2 protein-coding genes are annotated in these 18165 nt (G+C 48.1%); both read right to left on the reverse strand.

Going from position 1 to position 18165, the window contains the following annotated elements; all coding sequences use genetic code 11:
- Positions 1–107: 107 nt before the first annotated feature.
- Positions 108–407: a phosphoribosylpyrophosphate synthetase gene (locus tag GWG06_RS02155; protein ID WP_127035361.1), complete on the reverse strand. Its 300-nt coding sequence runs from the start codon at positions 405–407 to the stop codon at positions 108–110.
- 194 nt (positions 408–601) lie between these two features.
- Positions 602–18127 (reverse strand): T9SS type B sorting domain-containing protein, encoded by a 17526-nt coding sequence (locus GWG06_RS02160; RefSeq protein ID WP_160711025.1) that lies wholly within the window; start codon positions 18125–18127, stop codon positions 602–604.
- Between the last annotated feature and the right edge of the window lie 38 nt (positions 18128–18165).

Below are 18165 nucleotides of genomic sequence, written 5' to 3' on the forward strand. Positions count from 1 at the left end.
ATGATTTGATACAAAATCTCAAACAAAAAAATACTAAATAAACCCCGCTTCAATCTTCGCGCTCATTCGCCATTCATCATTCGTAATTCGTAATTGACAATTCGTAATTATTTCCTCCCCAGTTTCCTCACCATATCTTCCGAAATATCTTCTGCATAAGTGCCGTAACCATGCATCAGTACGCCTTTGCGGCCGTCTTTTGTTTCGAGGGCGTATACGATGTCTTCGTCTCCGGGATCAGTATCACCTTCGAAGCGGTAGGTTTCTGTTATGTCAAAATCCGATGGCTGGATACGGGTATCTTCACCGGTGCATTGAATGCAGTCGAACAGGAGATTGAAATCTTTGGTGTATCCGCGCTGGCGCAGATCGTTGAGGGCGTCGGTTACTGTATCGTAGACTTTCATATGTGATATGTTTGATATGTTCAGCGAAATATGGCTGCAGTTTGTAAGATAGCAAATTTGCTCATTCGCTGATATCTTCTCACCAACTCATTATTCATCATTCTTACATCATAATGAATGGAGGGGGTATAAAAGCAGCAAGCATAAAGTCCGGAGACTTTATGCTTGCTGCAACAGGTGTATTCGTTAACTTTTTATCTTATCACGGTCACTTCGCCTTTGATGACATTGGAGGCGCCGCCGGCTGATTTCTTGTAGGTCAGCCACCATACATAGGTGCCAACATCTACAGGAACGCCTTTGTATTTGCCATCCCATCCTCTGTGGCTGTCAGAAGAGATGAAGATCAGTTCACCCCAACGGTTGAAGATGCGGAGTTCGTATTCGAACATCGGGCCTCTTACTATTGGTCTGAAGAAATCGTTTCTGCCATCGCCGTTCGGAGAGAACACGTTCGGGAATTGTGGTTTCGGTTCGCACGCTGTAAAGTTAACTGTGATAGCATCGGTAGCGCTGCCGCAATCGTTGAATACAGTTACTGTGTAAGTGCCGCCGTTGGTCACCTGCAGTGTTGGGCCTGACTGGCCGTTATCCCAGCGTACTCCGGTGATACCGCCGCCTTCAGCGCGCAGCGTCAGCGTTTCGCCTTTACACATAACGGTGTCGTTACCCAGGTTGATTTTTGGTACGCCGGTGATATTTACCCTTACGCTGTCGAGGATTACACGTTGACAGAATCTGTCCATCACAGCCAGTTTGTATTTGCCGGCCTGTGTAACTCTCTTCACAGGGTTGGTATCGCCGTCGTTCCACAGATAGGAGATAGCATCCGGGTTGGAGCCGTCGAAGGTAACGGTGCCGTCAGGGCAGATGTTTCTGTCTGGTCCCAGATCCAGGGTGATACCTGGTTTCAGTCTTACGTTTACGGTATCTCTAACCACGCAGTTGTCTCTGCTGACAGCTACCCAGTATCCGCCTGGTTTGTTAACCACGATGGAGTTGCCGGTTTCGCCTGTCTGCCATTGTATGCGGCCGCCGTTTGAGTTCACGGTGAGCATGATGGACTGGTCAGGGCAGATAGCCGTATCGCGGCTAAGGCTGATATCCGGTGGAGGATTCACGCTTACTTTCACCGTATCGATGGTGATGCAGGCGCTCTTCATCACTTTCACCCAGAATTCTTCCTGTGTGCTTACCAGAATAGATGGAGTAGTAGCGCCATTGCTCCAGAGGTAAGTAGCGCCATCCACGTATGCATCCAGTTTAACGGACTGGCCGCGGCAGATGGTGGTATCAGGGATGGTTACCAGCGGAGTAGGAATGAGGCCTACTTTAATGGTATCGGTCGTGATACACTGGCCGTTGCTCACGCTTACCCAGTAAGTACCGGCTTCCGTGATCTTGATGCGCTGTGTGGTTTCGCCGGTAGACCATCTGATGGTGTAGGCGAAGTTGGTAGCGCCTGCATCCAGTACCAGGCTGTTGCCGCCGCAGATAGTGGTATCCTTTCCGAGATTCACCATTGGTTGCTGGATGTAGTTGAGTTTGTAAGTCATGGTATCAGAAGAGCAACCTGTTTTACCATCGGTGATGATAAAGGAGGCAGAAGTAGCGCCGTTCAGGTTGAACTGATTGCTGTTTTGTGTGATTGGCAGGCCGGTTACTGCGTTGGATGGCGTAACGGCTACCAGGGTGAATGATGGCATGGAAATGTTGCCTACCGGTTGCAGTGCTATCCGTGGATTATCGGAGCAGTTAACAGGCAGGGTAGCTTCCAGCTGCGGTTTAGGACAAGGCATGATGATCACGCGCTGGATAACATCGTTGGCTTTATTGCCGCAGGCATCCATGATTGTCCATCTTCTGATGATCGTATAGCCGTTACAGATATCTTTCACGAACGGATCTTCACTATAAATTGCTTTTTTCGGGAAGGACGGATCGCAGTTATCTGTTGCAGACAATACCGGTGGCGCAGGGATTTTATCCTGGCAGTAGATAGTCACATTTGCCGGAGCAGGCATGATTACCGGTCTGGTAGTGTCTGTTACGGTGATTACCTGTCTGATTACCGCTTTGTTGTCACACGCATCGGTAGCGGTCCAGGTTCTGATGATACGGTAGGTATTACCGCAAGCGCCAGGGATTGTTTCTGTGGTAGTCTGACGGATGATGGACAGGCCGTTGCCAGGTGTGCTGCAGTTATCCGTAGCTGTTACATCGGTAGCAGGTTTCGGAATATCATCGCAGTTCACGGTGGTATCTGCAGGAGGCAGCACGGTGAATACCGGTCTGGTGGTATCCTGAACTGTGATGGTCTGCTGCATGGTAGCTTTGTTGCCACATTCGTCGGTGGCTGTCCAGGTGCGGATTTCCAGGTAGCTGGCTGCGCACTTGGAGCCTGGTAATTTCTGTGTTTTAGAGCTGGTCATCACCTGTACATTACCGGAACAGTTGTCTGTAGCCGTAATGTTTGGCCATGCCGGCACCTTATCACAATCAACGGTTACGTCAGCAGGAGCTGGCACAGAGAATACCGGTCTGGTCGTATCCTGTACCCTGATGATCTGTTGTACAGTGTTACCGTTACCGCATTCATCCAGCGCAGTCCATTTGCGGAAGATGATGTAATTGTTGGCGCACAGTTTCGGATTGCGCACGATGGAATCTCTTGGTATCACAGTGATTACACCCGGCGTACAGTTGTCGCTTGCTGTGAGGTTGATTCCGGAAGGAATGTTGTCACAGTTTACGGTGGCATCTGCCGGAGGCTGCATGGTGAATACCGGTGCAGACATATCTTTCACTGTGATGATCTGTGTGAGCGTTACGCCGGTGTTGCAGTAATCTTTCGCGGTCCAGGTACGGATCAGCTGATAATTATTACCACAGGCACCGGGGATGTCTTTGCGGGTTTCTACCACTGGGATCGTGATAAGACCGGCGCAATCATCTTTAGCTGTCAGATCAGTTTTAGCAGGTACTTTATCGCAATCTACGGTGATGTCAGCAGGAGCGGCAGTAGTGAATACCGGCGCTTTGGTGTCAGTCACGGTGATGGTCTGCGATGCGGTAGCTGTCAGGCCGCACTTATCTATCGCCGTCCAGGTACGGGTAATAGTAGTCAGACATGGAGATGTTACTACTGTTACGTCGTTATAGGTTACGTTCAGCAGCACATCATCGTAAGGTGCATGGCTGAATACCGGCTTACCGAAGAGGGTAGTGTAGTCTTTACCGCTGACGCATTCCGTAGTTACAGGGTCCGGAATGAAAGTCGTGAACGGAGCTTTGATGACAACGGTGATTTTCACCACGTTGCTGATGTTGTTGATACATGCGCCGGAGGCAACGATCCTTCTGTACCAGGTATCTGCGGAAAGCAGGCCAGGCTGGTAAGTAGCGTTGGTAGCGCCGTTAATATTGGTAAACGGTCCGCCTGCGCCGGCAGTGCTTTGCTGCCATTGGTAGGTGTAGGTGCCGTTACCGCCGCTTAACGCGTTGCTGCTTAATGCAGCCGGTGTTTCGGTAACACATACCGTCTGGTTAGCCTGGATGATGTTGTTCAATACAGGTTTACGGTTAATCAGCGTAACGCTGGAGCTGGTAGCGGCGCATTTACCGTTACTTACCACCCATGTCAGCTGAGCTGTTTCACCTGCAGGAACAGTAACCAGTGCATTGCTGTCTGACGGGTTGCTGATGGTGACAGGCAGTATATTACTGCTGGTGATCACCCATACGCCTTTGGCGCCTGGTACGCCAGGGCTGCTGGCTTTCATTCTGAAGGTATCCACGTTGCAGTGTTCCTGGTCAGGACCGGCATATGCTGCAACCGGAGCTTTGTAATTGATGAGGGTCACATCGTCCCAGGTAGCGCTGCAGGTACCGTTGGTAACTGTCCAGCGGAGCGTAACAGTGTCGCCCGGTTCTACGTTGACACCTGATTGGTGATTATTGATATTTCTGATGATAGCGGTTCCTTTAATAATGGACCAGAAGCCTTTCGCGCTTGAAACGCTCGGTGCATCTGCGTGCATGATAAAGTCGCTCAGCTGGTTACATGCTTCCTGATCCTTACCGGCATTGGCCGCACTGGCTTTTGCATAGTTAATCAGGGTAACCTGGCTGGAAGAGCTGATACAATCCCCGTTGGTGATAGTCCATTTCAGGATAACGGTATCGCCTACAGGAACCGTAACGGCTGTCTGCGGGTTATTTTTATCCTTGATGGTTGCTCTGCCTGGTATTCTGCTGATATCAGTCCAGGTGCCTGTTGCACTGGATGAACCAGGAGCATTGGCCGCCATGGTGAAATCGGCGCTGCTGTTACATTTTTCCTGAGAAGGACCAGCAGCAGCCACCGCAGCCGCTTTGTAGTTGATAATAGTTACCCTGCTGAAAGTAGAGTCGCAGACGCCGTTGGCAATAGACCACTGCAGTATTACAGTGTCGCCTACCGGAACGGTTACAGCGGTGAGCGGGTTGGTCAGGGATTTGATTTTAGCCCTGCCCGGTACACGGCTGATGTCTTTCCACATGCCTGTAGCAGTAGCTACGCTTGGCTTGTTGGCGTTCATGTAGAAATCATCTGTCTGGTTACATGCTTTCTGGTCAGGACCAGCATTCGCTTTTTCAGCAACTGCGTAGTTGGTGATTTTGATAGTAGCGGAAGTAGAGTCGCACACACCATTGGAAACCTTCCAGGTGAACGGCACGGTTAAACCAGCCGGTACAAACACTTTCGCAGATGGATCATTGATGTTGGAGATAGTCACACCGGTAGTAGCCGGGAATGACCAGGTGCCTTTTGCACCTACTGCACCAGGATTGTTACCGGTTAAGATAAAGTTAGGTTCATTACAATGCTCCTGATCTTTACCCACAGTAGCTTTCGCCGGTACTGCGTAGTTGGTGATTTTGATAGTAGCGGTAGTAGAGTCGCACACACCATTGGAAACCTTCCAGGTGAATGAAACGGTTAAACCAGCCGGAACAATCACCTTAGCAGCCGGATTATTAGGATCAGAGATAGTCACACCCGGAGTAGCCGGGAATGACCAGGTACCTTTAGCACCTACCGCACCAGGATTGTTACCCGTTAAGATGAAGGCAGAATCATTACAATGAATCTGGTCTTTACCCACGGTAGCTTTCGCCGGCATTGCGTAGTTGGTGATTTTGATAGTAGCGGTAGTAGAGTCGCACACACCGTTGGAAATCTTCCAGGTGAATGGAACTGTTAAGCCAGCCGGCACGATCACTTTCGCAGATGGATCATTAACATTGGAGATAGTGACACCGGTAGTAGCCGGGAATGACCAGGTACCTTTTGCACCTACCGCACCAGGATTGTTACCCGTTAAGATGAAGGCAGAATCATTACAATGAATCTGGTCTTTACCTACGGTAGCTTTTGCCGGTACTGCGTAGTTAGTGATTTTGATAGTAGCGGTAGTAGAGTCGCACACACCGTTGGAAACTTTCCAGGTGAATGGCACTGTTAAACCAGCAGGAACAATCACCTTCGCAGATGGATCATTAATATTGGAGATAGTGACACCGGTAGTAGCCGGGAATGACCAGGTACCTTTTGCACCTACCGCACCAGGATTGTTACCCGTTAAGATGAAGGCAGAATCATTACAATGAATCTGGTCTTTACCAACGGTAGCTTTCGCTGGTACTGCGTAGTTAGTGATTTTAATAGTAGCGGTAGTAGAGTCGCACACACCATTGGAAACCTTCCAGGTGAATGGAACTGTTAAACCAGCCGGAACAATCACTTTCGCAGATGGATCATTAACATTGGAGATAGTCACGCCGGTAGTAGCCGGGAATGACCAGGTGCCTTTTGCACCTACTGCACCAGGATTGTTACCTGTTAAGATGAAGGCAGAATCATTACAATGAATCTGGTCTTTACCTACGGTAGCTTTCGCCGGTACTGCGTAGTTGGTGATTTTAATAGTAGCGGTAGTAGAGTCACACACACCGTTGGACACTTTCCAGGTGAATGGAACTGTTAAACCGGCCGGCACGATCACTTTCGCAGATGGATCATTAACATTAGATATAGTCACACCAGTGGTAGCCGGGAATGACCAGGTGCCTTTAGCACCTACTGCACCAGGATTGTTACCCGTTAAGATGAAGGCAGAATCATTACAATGAATCTGGTCTTTACCAACGGTAGCTTTCGCTGGTACTGCATAGTTGGTGATTTTGATAGTAGCGGTAGTAGAGTCGCACACACCGTTGGAGATCTTCCAGGTGAATGGCACTGTCAGACCAGCCGGAACGATCACTTTCGCCGCCGGATCGTTACGATCGGAGATCGTCACGCCGGTAGTAGCCGGGAATGACCATGTACCTTTAGCACCATACACAACCGGTCTGTTACCGGTGAGGGTGAAGGCAGAGTCATTACAATGAATCTGGTCTTTACCTACAATAGCTTTATCAGGTTGCGCATAGTTGGTGATTTTGATAGTAGCGGTAGTAGAGTCGCACACACCGTTGGACACTTTCCAGGTGAATGGCACTGTCAGACCAGCCGGCACAATCACTTTCGCAGATGGATCATTAACATTGGAGATAGTCACACCAGGCGTAGCAGGGTAGGACCATGTACCTTTTGCACCCACTGCACCAGGATTGTTACCTGTTAAGATGAAGGCAGAGTCATTACAATGAATCTGGTCTTTACCCACGGTAGCTTTTGCTGGTACTGCGTAGTTGGTAAGTTTAATTGTAGCGGTAGTAGAGTCGCACACACCGTTGGACACTTTCCAGGTGAATGAAACTGTCAGACCAGCCGGAACGATCACTTTAGCAGATGGATCATTAGGATTAGAGATAGTCACACCTGGTGTAACAGGGAATGACCAGGTACCTTTTGCACCCACTGCACCAGGATTGTTACCCGTTAAGATGAAGGCAGAGTCATTACAATGAATCTGGTCTTTACCAACGGTAGCTTTCGCCGGTACTGCGTAGTTGGTGATTTTGATAGTAGCGGTAGTAGAGTCGCACACACCGTTGGAAACTTTCCAGGTGAATGGTACTGTTAAACCAGCCGGAACAATCACTTTCGCCGCCGGATCATTAACATTAGAGATCGTCACGCCGGTAGTAGCCGGGAATGACCAGGTACCTTTAGCACCTACTGCACCAGGATTATTACCTGTTAAGATGAAGGCAGAATCATTACAATGAATCTGGTCTTTACCTACGGTAGCTTTCGCCGGTACAGCGTAGTTGGTGATTTTGATAGTAGCGGTAGTAGAGTCACACACACCATTGGAAACCTTCCAGGTGAATGGCACTGTTAAACCAGCCGGTACGATCACTTTCGCAGATGGATCATTAACATTGGAGATCGTCACGCCGGTAGTAGCCGGGAATGACCAGGTACCTTTAGCACCTACTGCACCAGGATTATTACCCGTTAAGATGAAGGCAGAATCATTACAATGAATCTGTTCTTTACCAACGGTAGCTTTCGCTGGTACTGCATAGTTGGTGATTTTGATAGTAGCGGAAGTAGAGTCGCACACACCGTTGGACACTTTCCAGGTGAATGAAACTGTCAGACCAGCCGGAACAATCACTTTAGCAGATGGATCATTAACATTAGATATAGTCACACCCGATGTAACAGGGAATGACCAGGTTCCTTTAGCACCTATTGCACCAGGATTGTTACCGGTTAAGATGAAGGCAGAATCATTACAATGAATCTGATCTTTACCTACTATGGCAACTGCTGGTACTGCGTAGTTGGTGATTTTGATAGTAGCGGTAGTAGAGTCACACACACCATTGGAGATCTTCCAGGTGAATGGCACTGTCAGACCAGCTGGTACAATCACTTTCGCCGCCGGATCATTAACATTAGAGATAGTCACACCAGGCGTAGCCGGGAATGACCAGGTACCTTTAGCACCTACCGCACCAGGATTGTTACCTGTTAAGATGAAGGCAGAATCATTACAATGAATCTGGTCTTTACCTACGGCAGCTTTCGCTGGTAATGCGTAGTTGGTGAGTTTAATTGTAGCGGTAGTAGAGTCGCACACACCGTTGGACACTTTCCAGGTGAATGAAACTGTCAGACCAGCCGGAACAATCACTTTAGCAGATGGATCATTAACATTAGATATAGTCACACCCGATGTAACAGGGAATGACCAGGTTCCTTTAGCACCTACTGCACCAGGATTGTTACCAGTTAAGATGAAGGCAGAATCATTACAATGAATCTGGTCTTTACCTACTGTGGCAACTGCCGGTACTGCATAGTTAGTGATTTTGATAGTAGCGGTAGTAGAGTCACACACACCATTGGAGATTTTCCAGGTGAATGGAACTGTTAAACCAGCCGGAACAATCACTTTCGCAGATGGATCATTAACATTGGAGATAGTCACACCCGGTGTAACAGGGAATGACCATGTTCCTTTAGCACCTACTGCACCAGGATTGTTGCCCGTTAAGATGAAGGCAGAATCATTACAATGAATCTGGTCTTTACCTACTGTGGCAACTGCCGGTACTGCGTAGTTGGTGATTTTGATAGTAGCGGTAGTAGAGTCGCACACACCATTGGAAACCTTCCAGGTGAATGGAACTGTTAAACCAGCCGGAACGATCACCTTCGCTGCCGGATCATTAACATTGGAGATAGTCACGCCGGTAGTAGCCGGGAATGACCAGGTACCTTTTGCACCTACCGCACCAGGATTGTTACCAGTTAAGATGAAGGCAGAATCATTACAATGAATCTGGTCTTTACCTACTGTGGCAACTGCCGGTACAGCGTAGTTGGTGATTTTGATAGTAGCAGTAGTAGAGTCGCACACACCATTGGAAACCTTCCAGGTGAATGGCACTGTCAGACCAGCTGGTACAATCACTTTCGCCGCCGGATCATTAACATTAGAGATAGTCACGCCGGTAGTAGCCGGGAATGACCAGGTACCTTTAGCACCTACCGCACCAGGATTGTTACCTGTTAAGATAAAGGCAGAATCATTACAATGAATCTGGTCTTTACCTACTGTGGCAACTGCCGGTACAGCGTAGTTGGTGATTTTGATAGTAGCGGTAGTAGAGTCACACACACCATTGGAAACTTTCCAGGTGAATGGTACTGTCAGGCCAGCCGGAACAATCACTTTCGCAGATGGGTCATTAACATTGGAGATAGTCACACCAGGCGTAGCAGGGTAGGACCATGTACCTTTTGCACCCACAGCACCAGGATTGTTACCAGTTAAGATGAAGGCAGAATCATTACAATGAATCTGGTCCTTACCTACGGTAGCTTTCGCTGGTAATGCGTAGTTGGTGAGTTTAATTGTAGCGGTAGTAGAGTCGCACACGCCGTTGGAAATCTTCCAGGTGAATGAAACGGTTAAACCAGCCGGAACGATCACTTTAGCAGATGGATCATTAACATTAGATATAGTCACACCCGGTGTAACAGGGAATGACCAGGTACCTTTAGCACCTACTGCGCCAGGATTGTTACCTGTTAAGATGAAGGCAGAGTCATTACAATGAATCTGGTCTTTACCAACGGTGGCAACTGCCGGTACTGCATAGTTAGTGATTTTGATAGTAGCGGTAGTAGAGTCGCATACACCATTGGAAATCTTCCAGGTGAATGGAACTGTTAAACCAGCCGGCACAATCACTTTCGCAGATGGATCATTAATATTGGAGATAGTCACACCAGTGGTAGCCGGGAATGACCAGGTACCTTTAGCGCCTACTGCACCAGGATTGTTACCAGTCAAGATAAAGGCAGAATCATTACAATGAATCTGGTCTTTACCAACGGTAGCTTTCGCCGGTACTGCGTAGTTGGTGATTTTGATAGTAGCGGTAGTAGAGTCACACACACCATTGGAAACTTTCCAGGTGAATGGAACTGTCAGACCAGCCGGAACGATCACTTTCGCTGCCGGATCATTAACATTAGAGATAGTCACGCCAGTGGTAGCCGGGAATGACCATGTTCCTTTAGCACCTACCGCACCAGGATTGTTACCAGTCAAGATGAAGGCAGAATCATTACAATGAATCTGGTCTTTACCAACGGTAGCTTTCGCCGGTACAGCGTAGTTAGTGATTTTGATAGTAGCGGTAGTAGAGTCACACACACCATTGGAAACCTTCCAGGTGAATGGCACTGTCAGACCAGCTGGTACAATCACTTTCGCAGATGGATCATTAACATTAGATATAGTCACACCAGTGGTAGCCGGGAATGACCAGGTACCTTTAGCACCTACCGCACCAGGATTGTTACCTGTTAAGATGAAGGCAGAATCATTACAATGAATCTGGTCTTTACCTACGGTGGCAACTGCCGGTACAGCGTAGTTGGTGATTTTGATAGTAGCGGTAGTAGAGTCACACACACCATTGGAAATCTTCCAGGTGAATGGCACTGTCAGACCAGCTGGTACAATCACTTTCGCAGATGGATCATTAACATTGGAGATAGTCACACCGGTAGTAGCCGGGAATGACCAGGTACCTTTAGCACCTACCGCACCAGGATTGTTACCTGTTAAGATAAAGGCAGAATCATTACAATGAATCTGGTCTTTACCTACGGTAGCTTTCGCTGGTATTGCATAGTTAGTGAGTTTAATAGTAGCGGTAGTAGAGTCACACACACCATTGGAAACTTTCCAGGTGAATGAAACGGTTAAACCAGCCGGAACAATCACTTTCGCAGATGGATCATTAACATTAGAGATAGTCACGCCGGTAGTAGCCGGGAATGACCAGGTACCTTTGGCACCTACTGCACCAGGATTGTTACCAGTTAAGATGAAGGCAGAATCGTTACAATGAATCTGGTCTTTACCTACTGTGGCAACTGCCGGTACTGCATAGTTAGTGATTTTGATAGTAGCGGTAGTAGAGTCGCACACACCATTGGAAATCTTCCAGGTGAATGGAACGGTTAAACCAGCCGGTACAATCACTTTCGCAGATGGATCATTAACATTAGATATAGTCACACCCGGTGTAACAGGGAATGACCAGGTGCCTTTAGCACCTACCGCACCAGGATTATTACCAGTTAAGATGAAGGCAGAGTCATTACAATGAATCTGGTCTTTACCTACTGTGGCAACTGCCGGTACAGCGTAGTTGGTGATTTTAATAGTAGCGGTAGTAGAGTCACACACACCATTGGACACTTTCCAGGTGAATGGCACTGTCAGACCAGCCGGAACAATCACTTTCGCCGCCGGATCATTAACATTAGATATAGTCACGCCAGTGGTAGCCGGGAATGACCATGTTCCTTTAGCACCTACCGCACCAGGATTATTACCTGTTAAGATGAAGGCAGAATCATTACAATGAATCTGGTCTTTACCTACGGTGGCAACTGCCGGTACAGCGTAGTTGGTGATTTTGATCGTAGCGGTAGTAGAGTCACACACACCATTGGAAACCTTCCAGGTGAATGGCACTGTTAACCCAGCCGGAACGATCACCTTCGCTGCAGGATCATTAACATTGGAGATAGTCACGCCAGTGGTAGCCGGGAATGACCAGGTACCTTTAGTACCTACCGCACCAGGATTGTTACCTGTTAAGATGAAGGCAGAATCATTACAATGAATCTGATCTTTACCTACGGTGGCAACTGCCGGTACAGCGTAGTTGGTGATTTTGATAGTAGCGGTAGTAGAGTCACACACACCATTGGACACTTTCCAGGTGAATGGTACTGTCAGGCCAGCCGGAACGATCACTTTAGCAGATGGGTCATTAACATTGGAGATAGTCACACCAGGCGTAGCAGGGTAGGACCATGTACCTTTTGCACCCACTGCACCAGGATTGTTACCTGTTAAGATGAAGGCAGAATCATTACAATGAATCTGGTCTTTACCAACGGTAGCTTTCGCCGGGACTGCATAGTTAGTGAGTTTAATAGTAGCGGTAGTAGAGTCGCACGCACCATTGGAAATCTTCCAGGTGAATGGCACTGTTAAACCAGCTGGTACAATCACTTTCGCCGCCGGATCATTAACATTAGAGATAGTCACACCCGATGTAACAGGGAATGACCAGGTTCCTTTAGCACCTACTGCACCAGGATTGTTACCAGTTAAGATGAAGGCAGAATCATTACAATGAATCTGGTCTTTACCTACGGTGGCAACTGCCGGTACTGCGTAGTTAGTGATTTTGATAGTAGCGGTAGTAGAGTCACATACACCATTGGAAATCTTCCAGGTGAATGGAACGGTTAAACCGGCCGGCACGATCACTTTCGCAGATGGATCATTAACATTGGAGATAGTCACACCCGGTGTAACAGGGAATGACCAGGTTCCTTTTGCACCCACTGCACCAGGATTGTTACCAGTCAGGATGAAGGCAGAATCATTACAATGAATCTGGTCTTTACCAACGGTGGCAACTGCCGGTACAGCGTAGTTGGTGATTTTAATAGTAGCGGTAGTAGAGTCGCACACACCATTGGAAACCTTCCAGGTGAATGACACTGTCAAACCAGCCGGAACGATCACTTTCGCTGCCGGATCATTAGCATTAGAGATAGTCACACCCGGTGTAACAGGGAATGACCAGGTTCCTTTAGCACCTACTGCACCAGGATTGTTACCCGTTAAGATGAAGGCAGAATCATTACAATGAATCTGATCTTTACCAACGGTAGCTTTTGCCGGTACAGCGTAGTTAGTGATTTTGATAGTAGCGGTAGTAGAGTCACACACACCATTGGAAACCTTCCAGGTGAATGGCACTGTCAGACCAGCTGGTACAATCACTTTCGCAGATGGATCATTAACATTGGAGATAGTCACGCCAGTAGTAGCCGGGAATGACCAGGTACCTTTAGCGCCTACCGCACCAGGATTATTACCTGTTAAGATGAAGGCAGAATCATTACAATGAATCTGGTCTTTACCTACGGTGGCAACTGCCGGTACAGCGTAGTTGGTGATTTTGATAGTAGCGGTAGTAGAGTCGCACACACCATTGGAAATCTTCCAGGTGAATGGCACTGTTAAACCAGCTGGTACAATCACTTTCGCCGCCGGATCGTTACGATCGGAGATAGTCACGCCGGTAGTAGCCGGGAATGACCAGGTACCCACTGCACCAAACACCGTTGGTTTGTTACCGGTTAAGATGAAGGCAGAATCATTACAATGAATCTGGTCTTTACCTACGATAGCTTTATCCGGTGTGGCATAGTTGGTGATTTTTACACTGGAACGGGTCGTATCACAAACACCGTTGCCAATGGTCCAGGTAAAGGTAGCGGTGTCGCCCGGTAAAACCGTTACCTGTGTTTTAGGATTGTGAATGTCAGCAATAGTTGCGCTGGCATTGTATTTAGTCCAGGTTCCCTGAACGCCTGTAACACCGGTGGTATTACCATCCAGTGTAAACGGCGTCTTCTGGTTACAGGCAAATTGGTCCTTACCGGCTTTTGCACTGTCAGGTTTCTGGAATACTTCTACCTTAACGGATGCACAGGCAGTAGTGGCGCAAGGAGCGGTTCCTTCTGCACGTACATAGAAGATGGTTGTCTTGTTAACATTCGTGAAGATAACTTTGGAGCCATCAGGATTTACAATGGTAGCCGGCGTTACAGGCACGCTGCCAGGGGTACCCGGACAGGCGCCGGTATACCATTTCCAGGTTGCGTTTCTGGTTCCGCCTGGGTCAGTACCTAAAGTACCTGTAACAGTCAGTGTTACATCTCCCTTATCACAAATGCTGCTGATGCTGGTGGCAACTACCGGATCGGTTGACGGTTTGGTCACCGCCAGCTGGAATTTGATGGTAGCGGCGCAACCTGCATTGGTGCCGTCATTTACTGTGAAGATGAAATCGTATATACCAGGCGTGATACCAGCAGGTAAATTTACCTTTAAAGTAGTATCAGCCGGATTAACTGCAGGCCAGTTGCCCTGCATTCTTACGAAACCTGGCATCTTTCTGGTGCCGGCAGGATCAACATCAACGGTATAGCTGTTGACAATACCGCTTACACCGGATACTTTCAGATTGAAGATGGATGCTGTAGTACAGATGGTGTCTGCTTTGGCTGCTGTGATAGCCGGCACGGGATTCAGCGTCAGCTTCATCTGTGCGGTATCGCTTTTACATACGCCGTTGGATATCGTCCATATAAGCGTAACAGATACAGGAGGTGTACCCGTTACAGTGGCTATAGCTTTCGGTGCATTTACATTGCTGAAGCTGACCGTAACGCCGGTGGTGCCGGGAGCTACGCTCCAGGTGCCTGTTTCTCCGGCGGCGGGTACGCTGCCGTTCAGCTGGAATTTATTATTACCGCACTGTACCAGGTTCGGACCAACGGTGCTGTTGGTCAGCGGACGGGTATTGGTCAGGGTAATGCTGTCTTTTGCGGTACAGGTATTATTGGTGATATTTCTTACGGTCCATACCAGAATAACGGATGTTCCCGCGTTTAATCCTGTAACCGTTGTTTTCGGATCATTCGGATTGGTAATAACGGCGCCGTTATTAATGCCATTGGAGAAAGACCAGACACCTGCCTGGGCTGTATCCAGTACGGCATTCAGCTTGAAGTTGCCGTTATCGCACTGCGCGGAATCGTTGCCTGGTGCAGGAATAGGAATTGCTGTTACATTAATGGTATCGCTATCGGTGGATGTACATGCCCCATTAACGATGGTAGCGTTGTAGATATACCTTCCGGGTACTGCAGGCTTATGTGTCAGGGTTACGCCGGTGGTGGCTGTCTGCACTACGCCATTGATGCTCCACTTAACAGGGTAGGAGGTAGCAGGTACCCTGAGCGTAAGCGTATTGCCGATACAGATATTCGCTGCGCCGGTGATGGTAGCATCCGGTTTGCTGTCTACCTGTAATCTGAAAGTGGTAGTGCTGGTACAACCTTTATTGGCAGTGTCGGCAATAGCCAGTACAAAATCATAGGCTTTACCACCGGTTACGCCGGCCGGCATTTTAACCCTGATGGTATCTCTGGATGGCCAGGTGCCGGAAATAGCATTGAAGCCGGGCATCGCATTCGGCGTGCCGGCAGACAAAGTATATTTCGTTACCGGGTAGGTTGGTTTGCCCAGCGCTATTACAAATGAATCCACATTTTCACATACGGCAGGAACTGACACGGTTACGGTCGGTACCGGATGTACAATCAGCTTCACCTTATATTTTACAGTACCGCATACATTGGTCAGATTCCAGTAAACGGAATCAGTAATAGAGGCGGCTGTTTTGGTTAAGGTGGCAGTAGTACTGTAGGCATCCTTGTCTCCGAAGGTAATGCCGGTAGAACCCGGAGCAACGCTCCAGTAACCGGTGGCGCCCGGACCAGGCTGTATACCAACGATGTTAAATACCTTGTTGGCACACTGGATAATCACGGTGTCCCTGGTGGCAGGCAGCGGCGCTACACTGGTTAATTTCAGTTCGCTGACAGCCGCACATGCCGGAAGGCTGGGCTTTTTGGTGTTGGTCACCGTCCATACCAGCGTAATGGTTTTACCGGAAGTAAGACCGGTAACATATGCGTTGGGCTGTGTGGCGTTATGCAGTACTGCATTTTCATTGATACCGCCTTTGAATGTCCATAAGCCGGATTGGTTGGCCAGTGGTGTATTGGCATTCAGCTGGAACCTGGAGGCAGTATCGCACAATATCTGATCAGGACCTGCCTTGGAAACAGGCATGGAGTACACAACCACGTCAGTGCTGTCACTGATAACGCACTTCCCGTTGGTGACTGTCACCACGTACCTGTTAAATACCGGAGGTACAGCCAGTGAATCAGTTACTTTAAGCGGAGTGTGGGTAATGGAGTCTTTCTTCTGACCTGTCAGTACTGCGCCGTTGTAGGCCCAGGTAATGTCAAACTTCAGATTTTCCGGCTGAATACCCAGACGTGCGCTGTCTCCTTCACAAATGCTCTTAGGTGTAACCAGTTTTACATTAACAACCGGTTTCTCATAAACGGTAATCTTCGCTCTGTTACTGTCGCTACATACTTTGTCTTTACCATAGGTTTTGGTACCGACTACTTCGTAGGTGGTAGTAACACTCGGACTAACGTTTAATATGGTATCATTTACAATCGGGTTCACCTTCCAGTAATAGGAAGTATAACCACCGGAGGCAACCAGTTTGGCCACCTGTCCGTTACATATCTCGTTACCGGTTACGGTAATTTTGGGCTGTGGCAATATCTTTATTTCCACGAGCCGGGACGGGGCCTCACAGGTTTTCCCGTATTGCAGGTTAGCTTCATCCGTAATATTGACCCGGAAGTAATAAACCTTTTCCATCACCGGGTCGCCTTTCAGGGCGCCGGGAGTAAATTTAATCAGTGAATCTTTGGTACCGGTTACAGTACCATCATTCATTACACCATCTTTCAGGTTGGTGAAGTTGATACTGTCTGTACTTACCTGCCACTGATAGGTAGGTTTTACGAAGTAATCTTTAGGATTGAGATAAGCGTTCAGATTTAACGGAGCGCCACCGCAGATGATATCCTTGATTCTTTTCTCATCTTTCAATCCGTCTACGTAAGCAAAGATATCCGGGCTGCAGTATTTGAATTCAATGTCATCAATGGCGATGTCGTTACCGCAACCGCCGAAGTTGTTGTTCTGGATAATTAAGTCAACGGAAGTAACGGTAGTTTTAAAGCTACCGCCATATTGTTGCCAGGTGGGCCTGGCCAGGTTCATGGATACGTCGTTGGTATTAAACCGCTGTAATTCTTTTTTATTCACAGGGTCCCAAAGAATAAAAGTTACCCCTGCATAGTGGTAACCATCTGGTTTGGTATCGGTGGCCCTGTTACACGACGAACTGAATACCTGTTCGCTGTTTACGTTCATAAACCAGGCGGAGAAGGTGTAAATAGAGCCTGGACAAAGATTGTTTATTCGTCTTTTGTAAAATGCTTTTTTCTCAATAGCAGAGTTCGCAACCAGCATACCGCCGGCAGAATCTCTGGTGTTTACAATATTGCCGGTGTGGTCTTTTGCATCTACCCATTCCGGTCTGAGCTGGGTAGAATAGTATTCGGAATAATAGTTATCTCCGAGGTTGTTGGTAGTATTACTGAAGATATAGGTGGAAGCCTGACCATCAGCGGTAACCAGACTGTCAATTACCCTGTTTCTTCTGGGATTGGCGCCTTTTTTAAATTTGCCGAAGTCCTCAAAGAAACCAGCCATGGTACTGATGGTACCAGGGCAGGAGGTGATGATACAGTCTTTTACCTTGATCTTTTTGGAGGTGGTGACGGATCGCCGGACATTATTCCAGTCCTTATAAAAGATCTTGACCGTAAAGGTATACGTACCTGCCTTGTTCAGCTTGATGGTCATCGCCGTGATATTCGGCCAGTTACCATTAGCCGGATTCTGGTTCAGCCATTGATCTGCGGCGGTTCCGTCCGTGTTGAACAGGATTTCATAGTCCGAAGCCGACAGCGCGGGGCTGACACTCCAGTCCATATAATCCACGTTCACACTGTTCTCCCAGATCTGCCCGTTCATGGTAGCGAAGCTACCGGCGCAGATACTGTCCGGCGCGTTCATAAACGCCGTTTGTGCCTTAGTCGTAACCGACACCAGCACAAAGCCCAGCAACAGGTATAAAAAGGTTAGTAATCGTTTCATAGGTGTAAACAGTTAAGTGAAAAAAGTATCAGTATTGA

This window comes from Chitinophaga solisilvae, assembly GCF_009928525.1.
Classification (GTDB): Bacteria; Bacteroidota; Bacteroidia; order Chitinophagales; family Chitinophagaceae; genus Chitinophaga; species Chitinophaga solisilvae.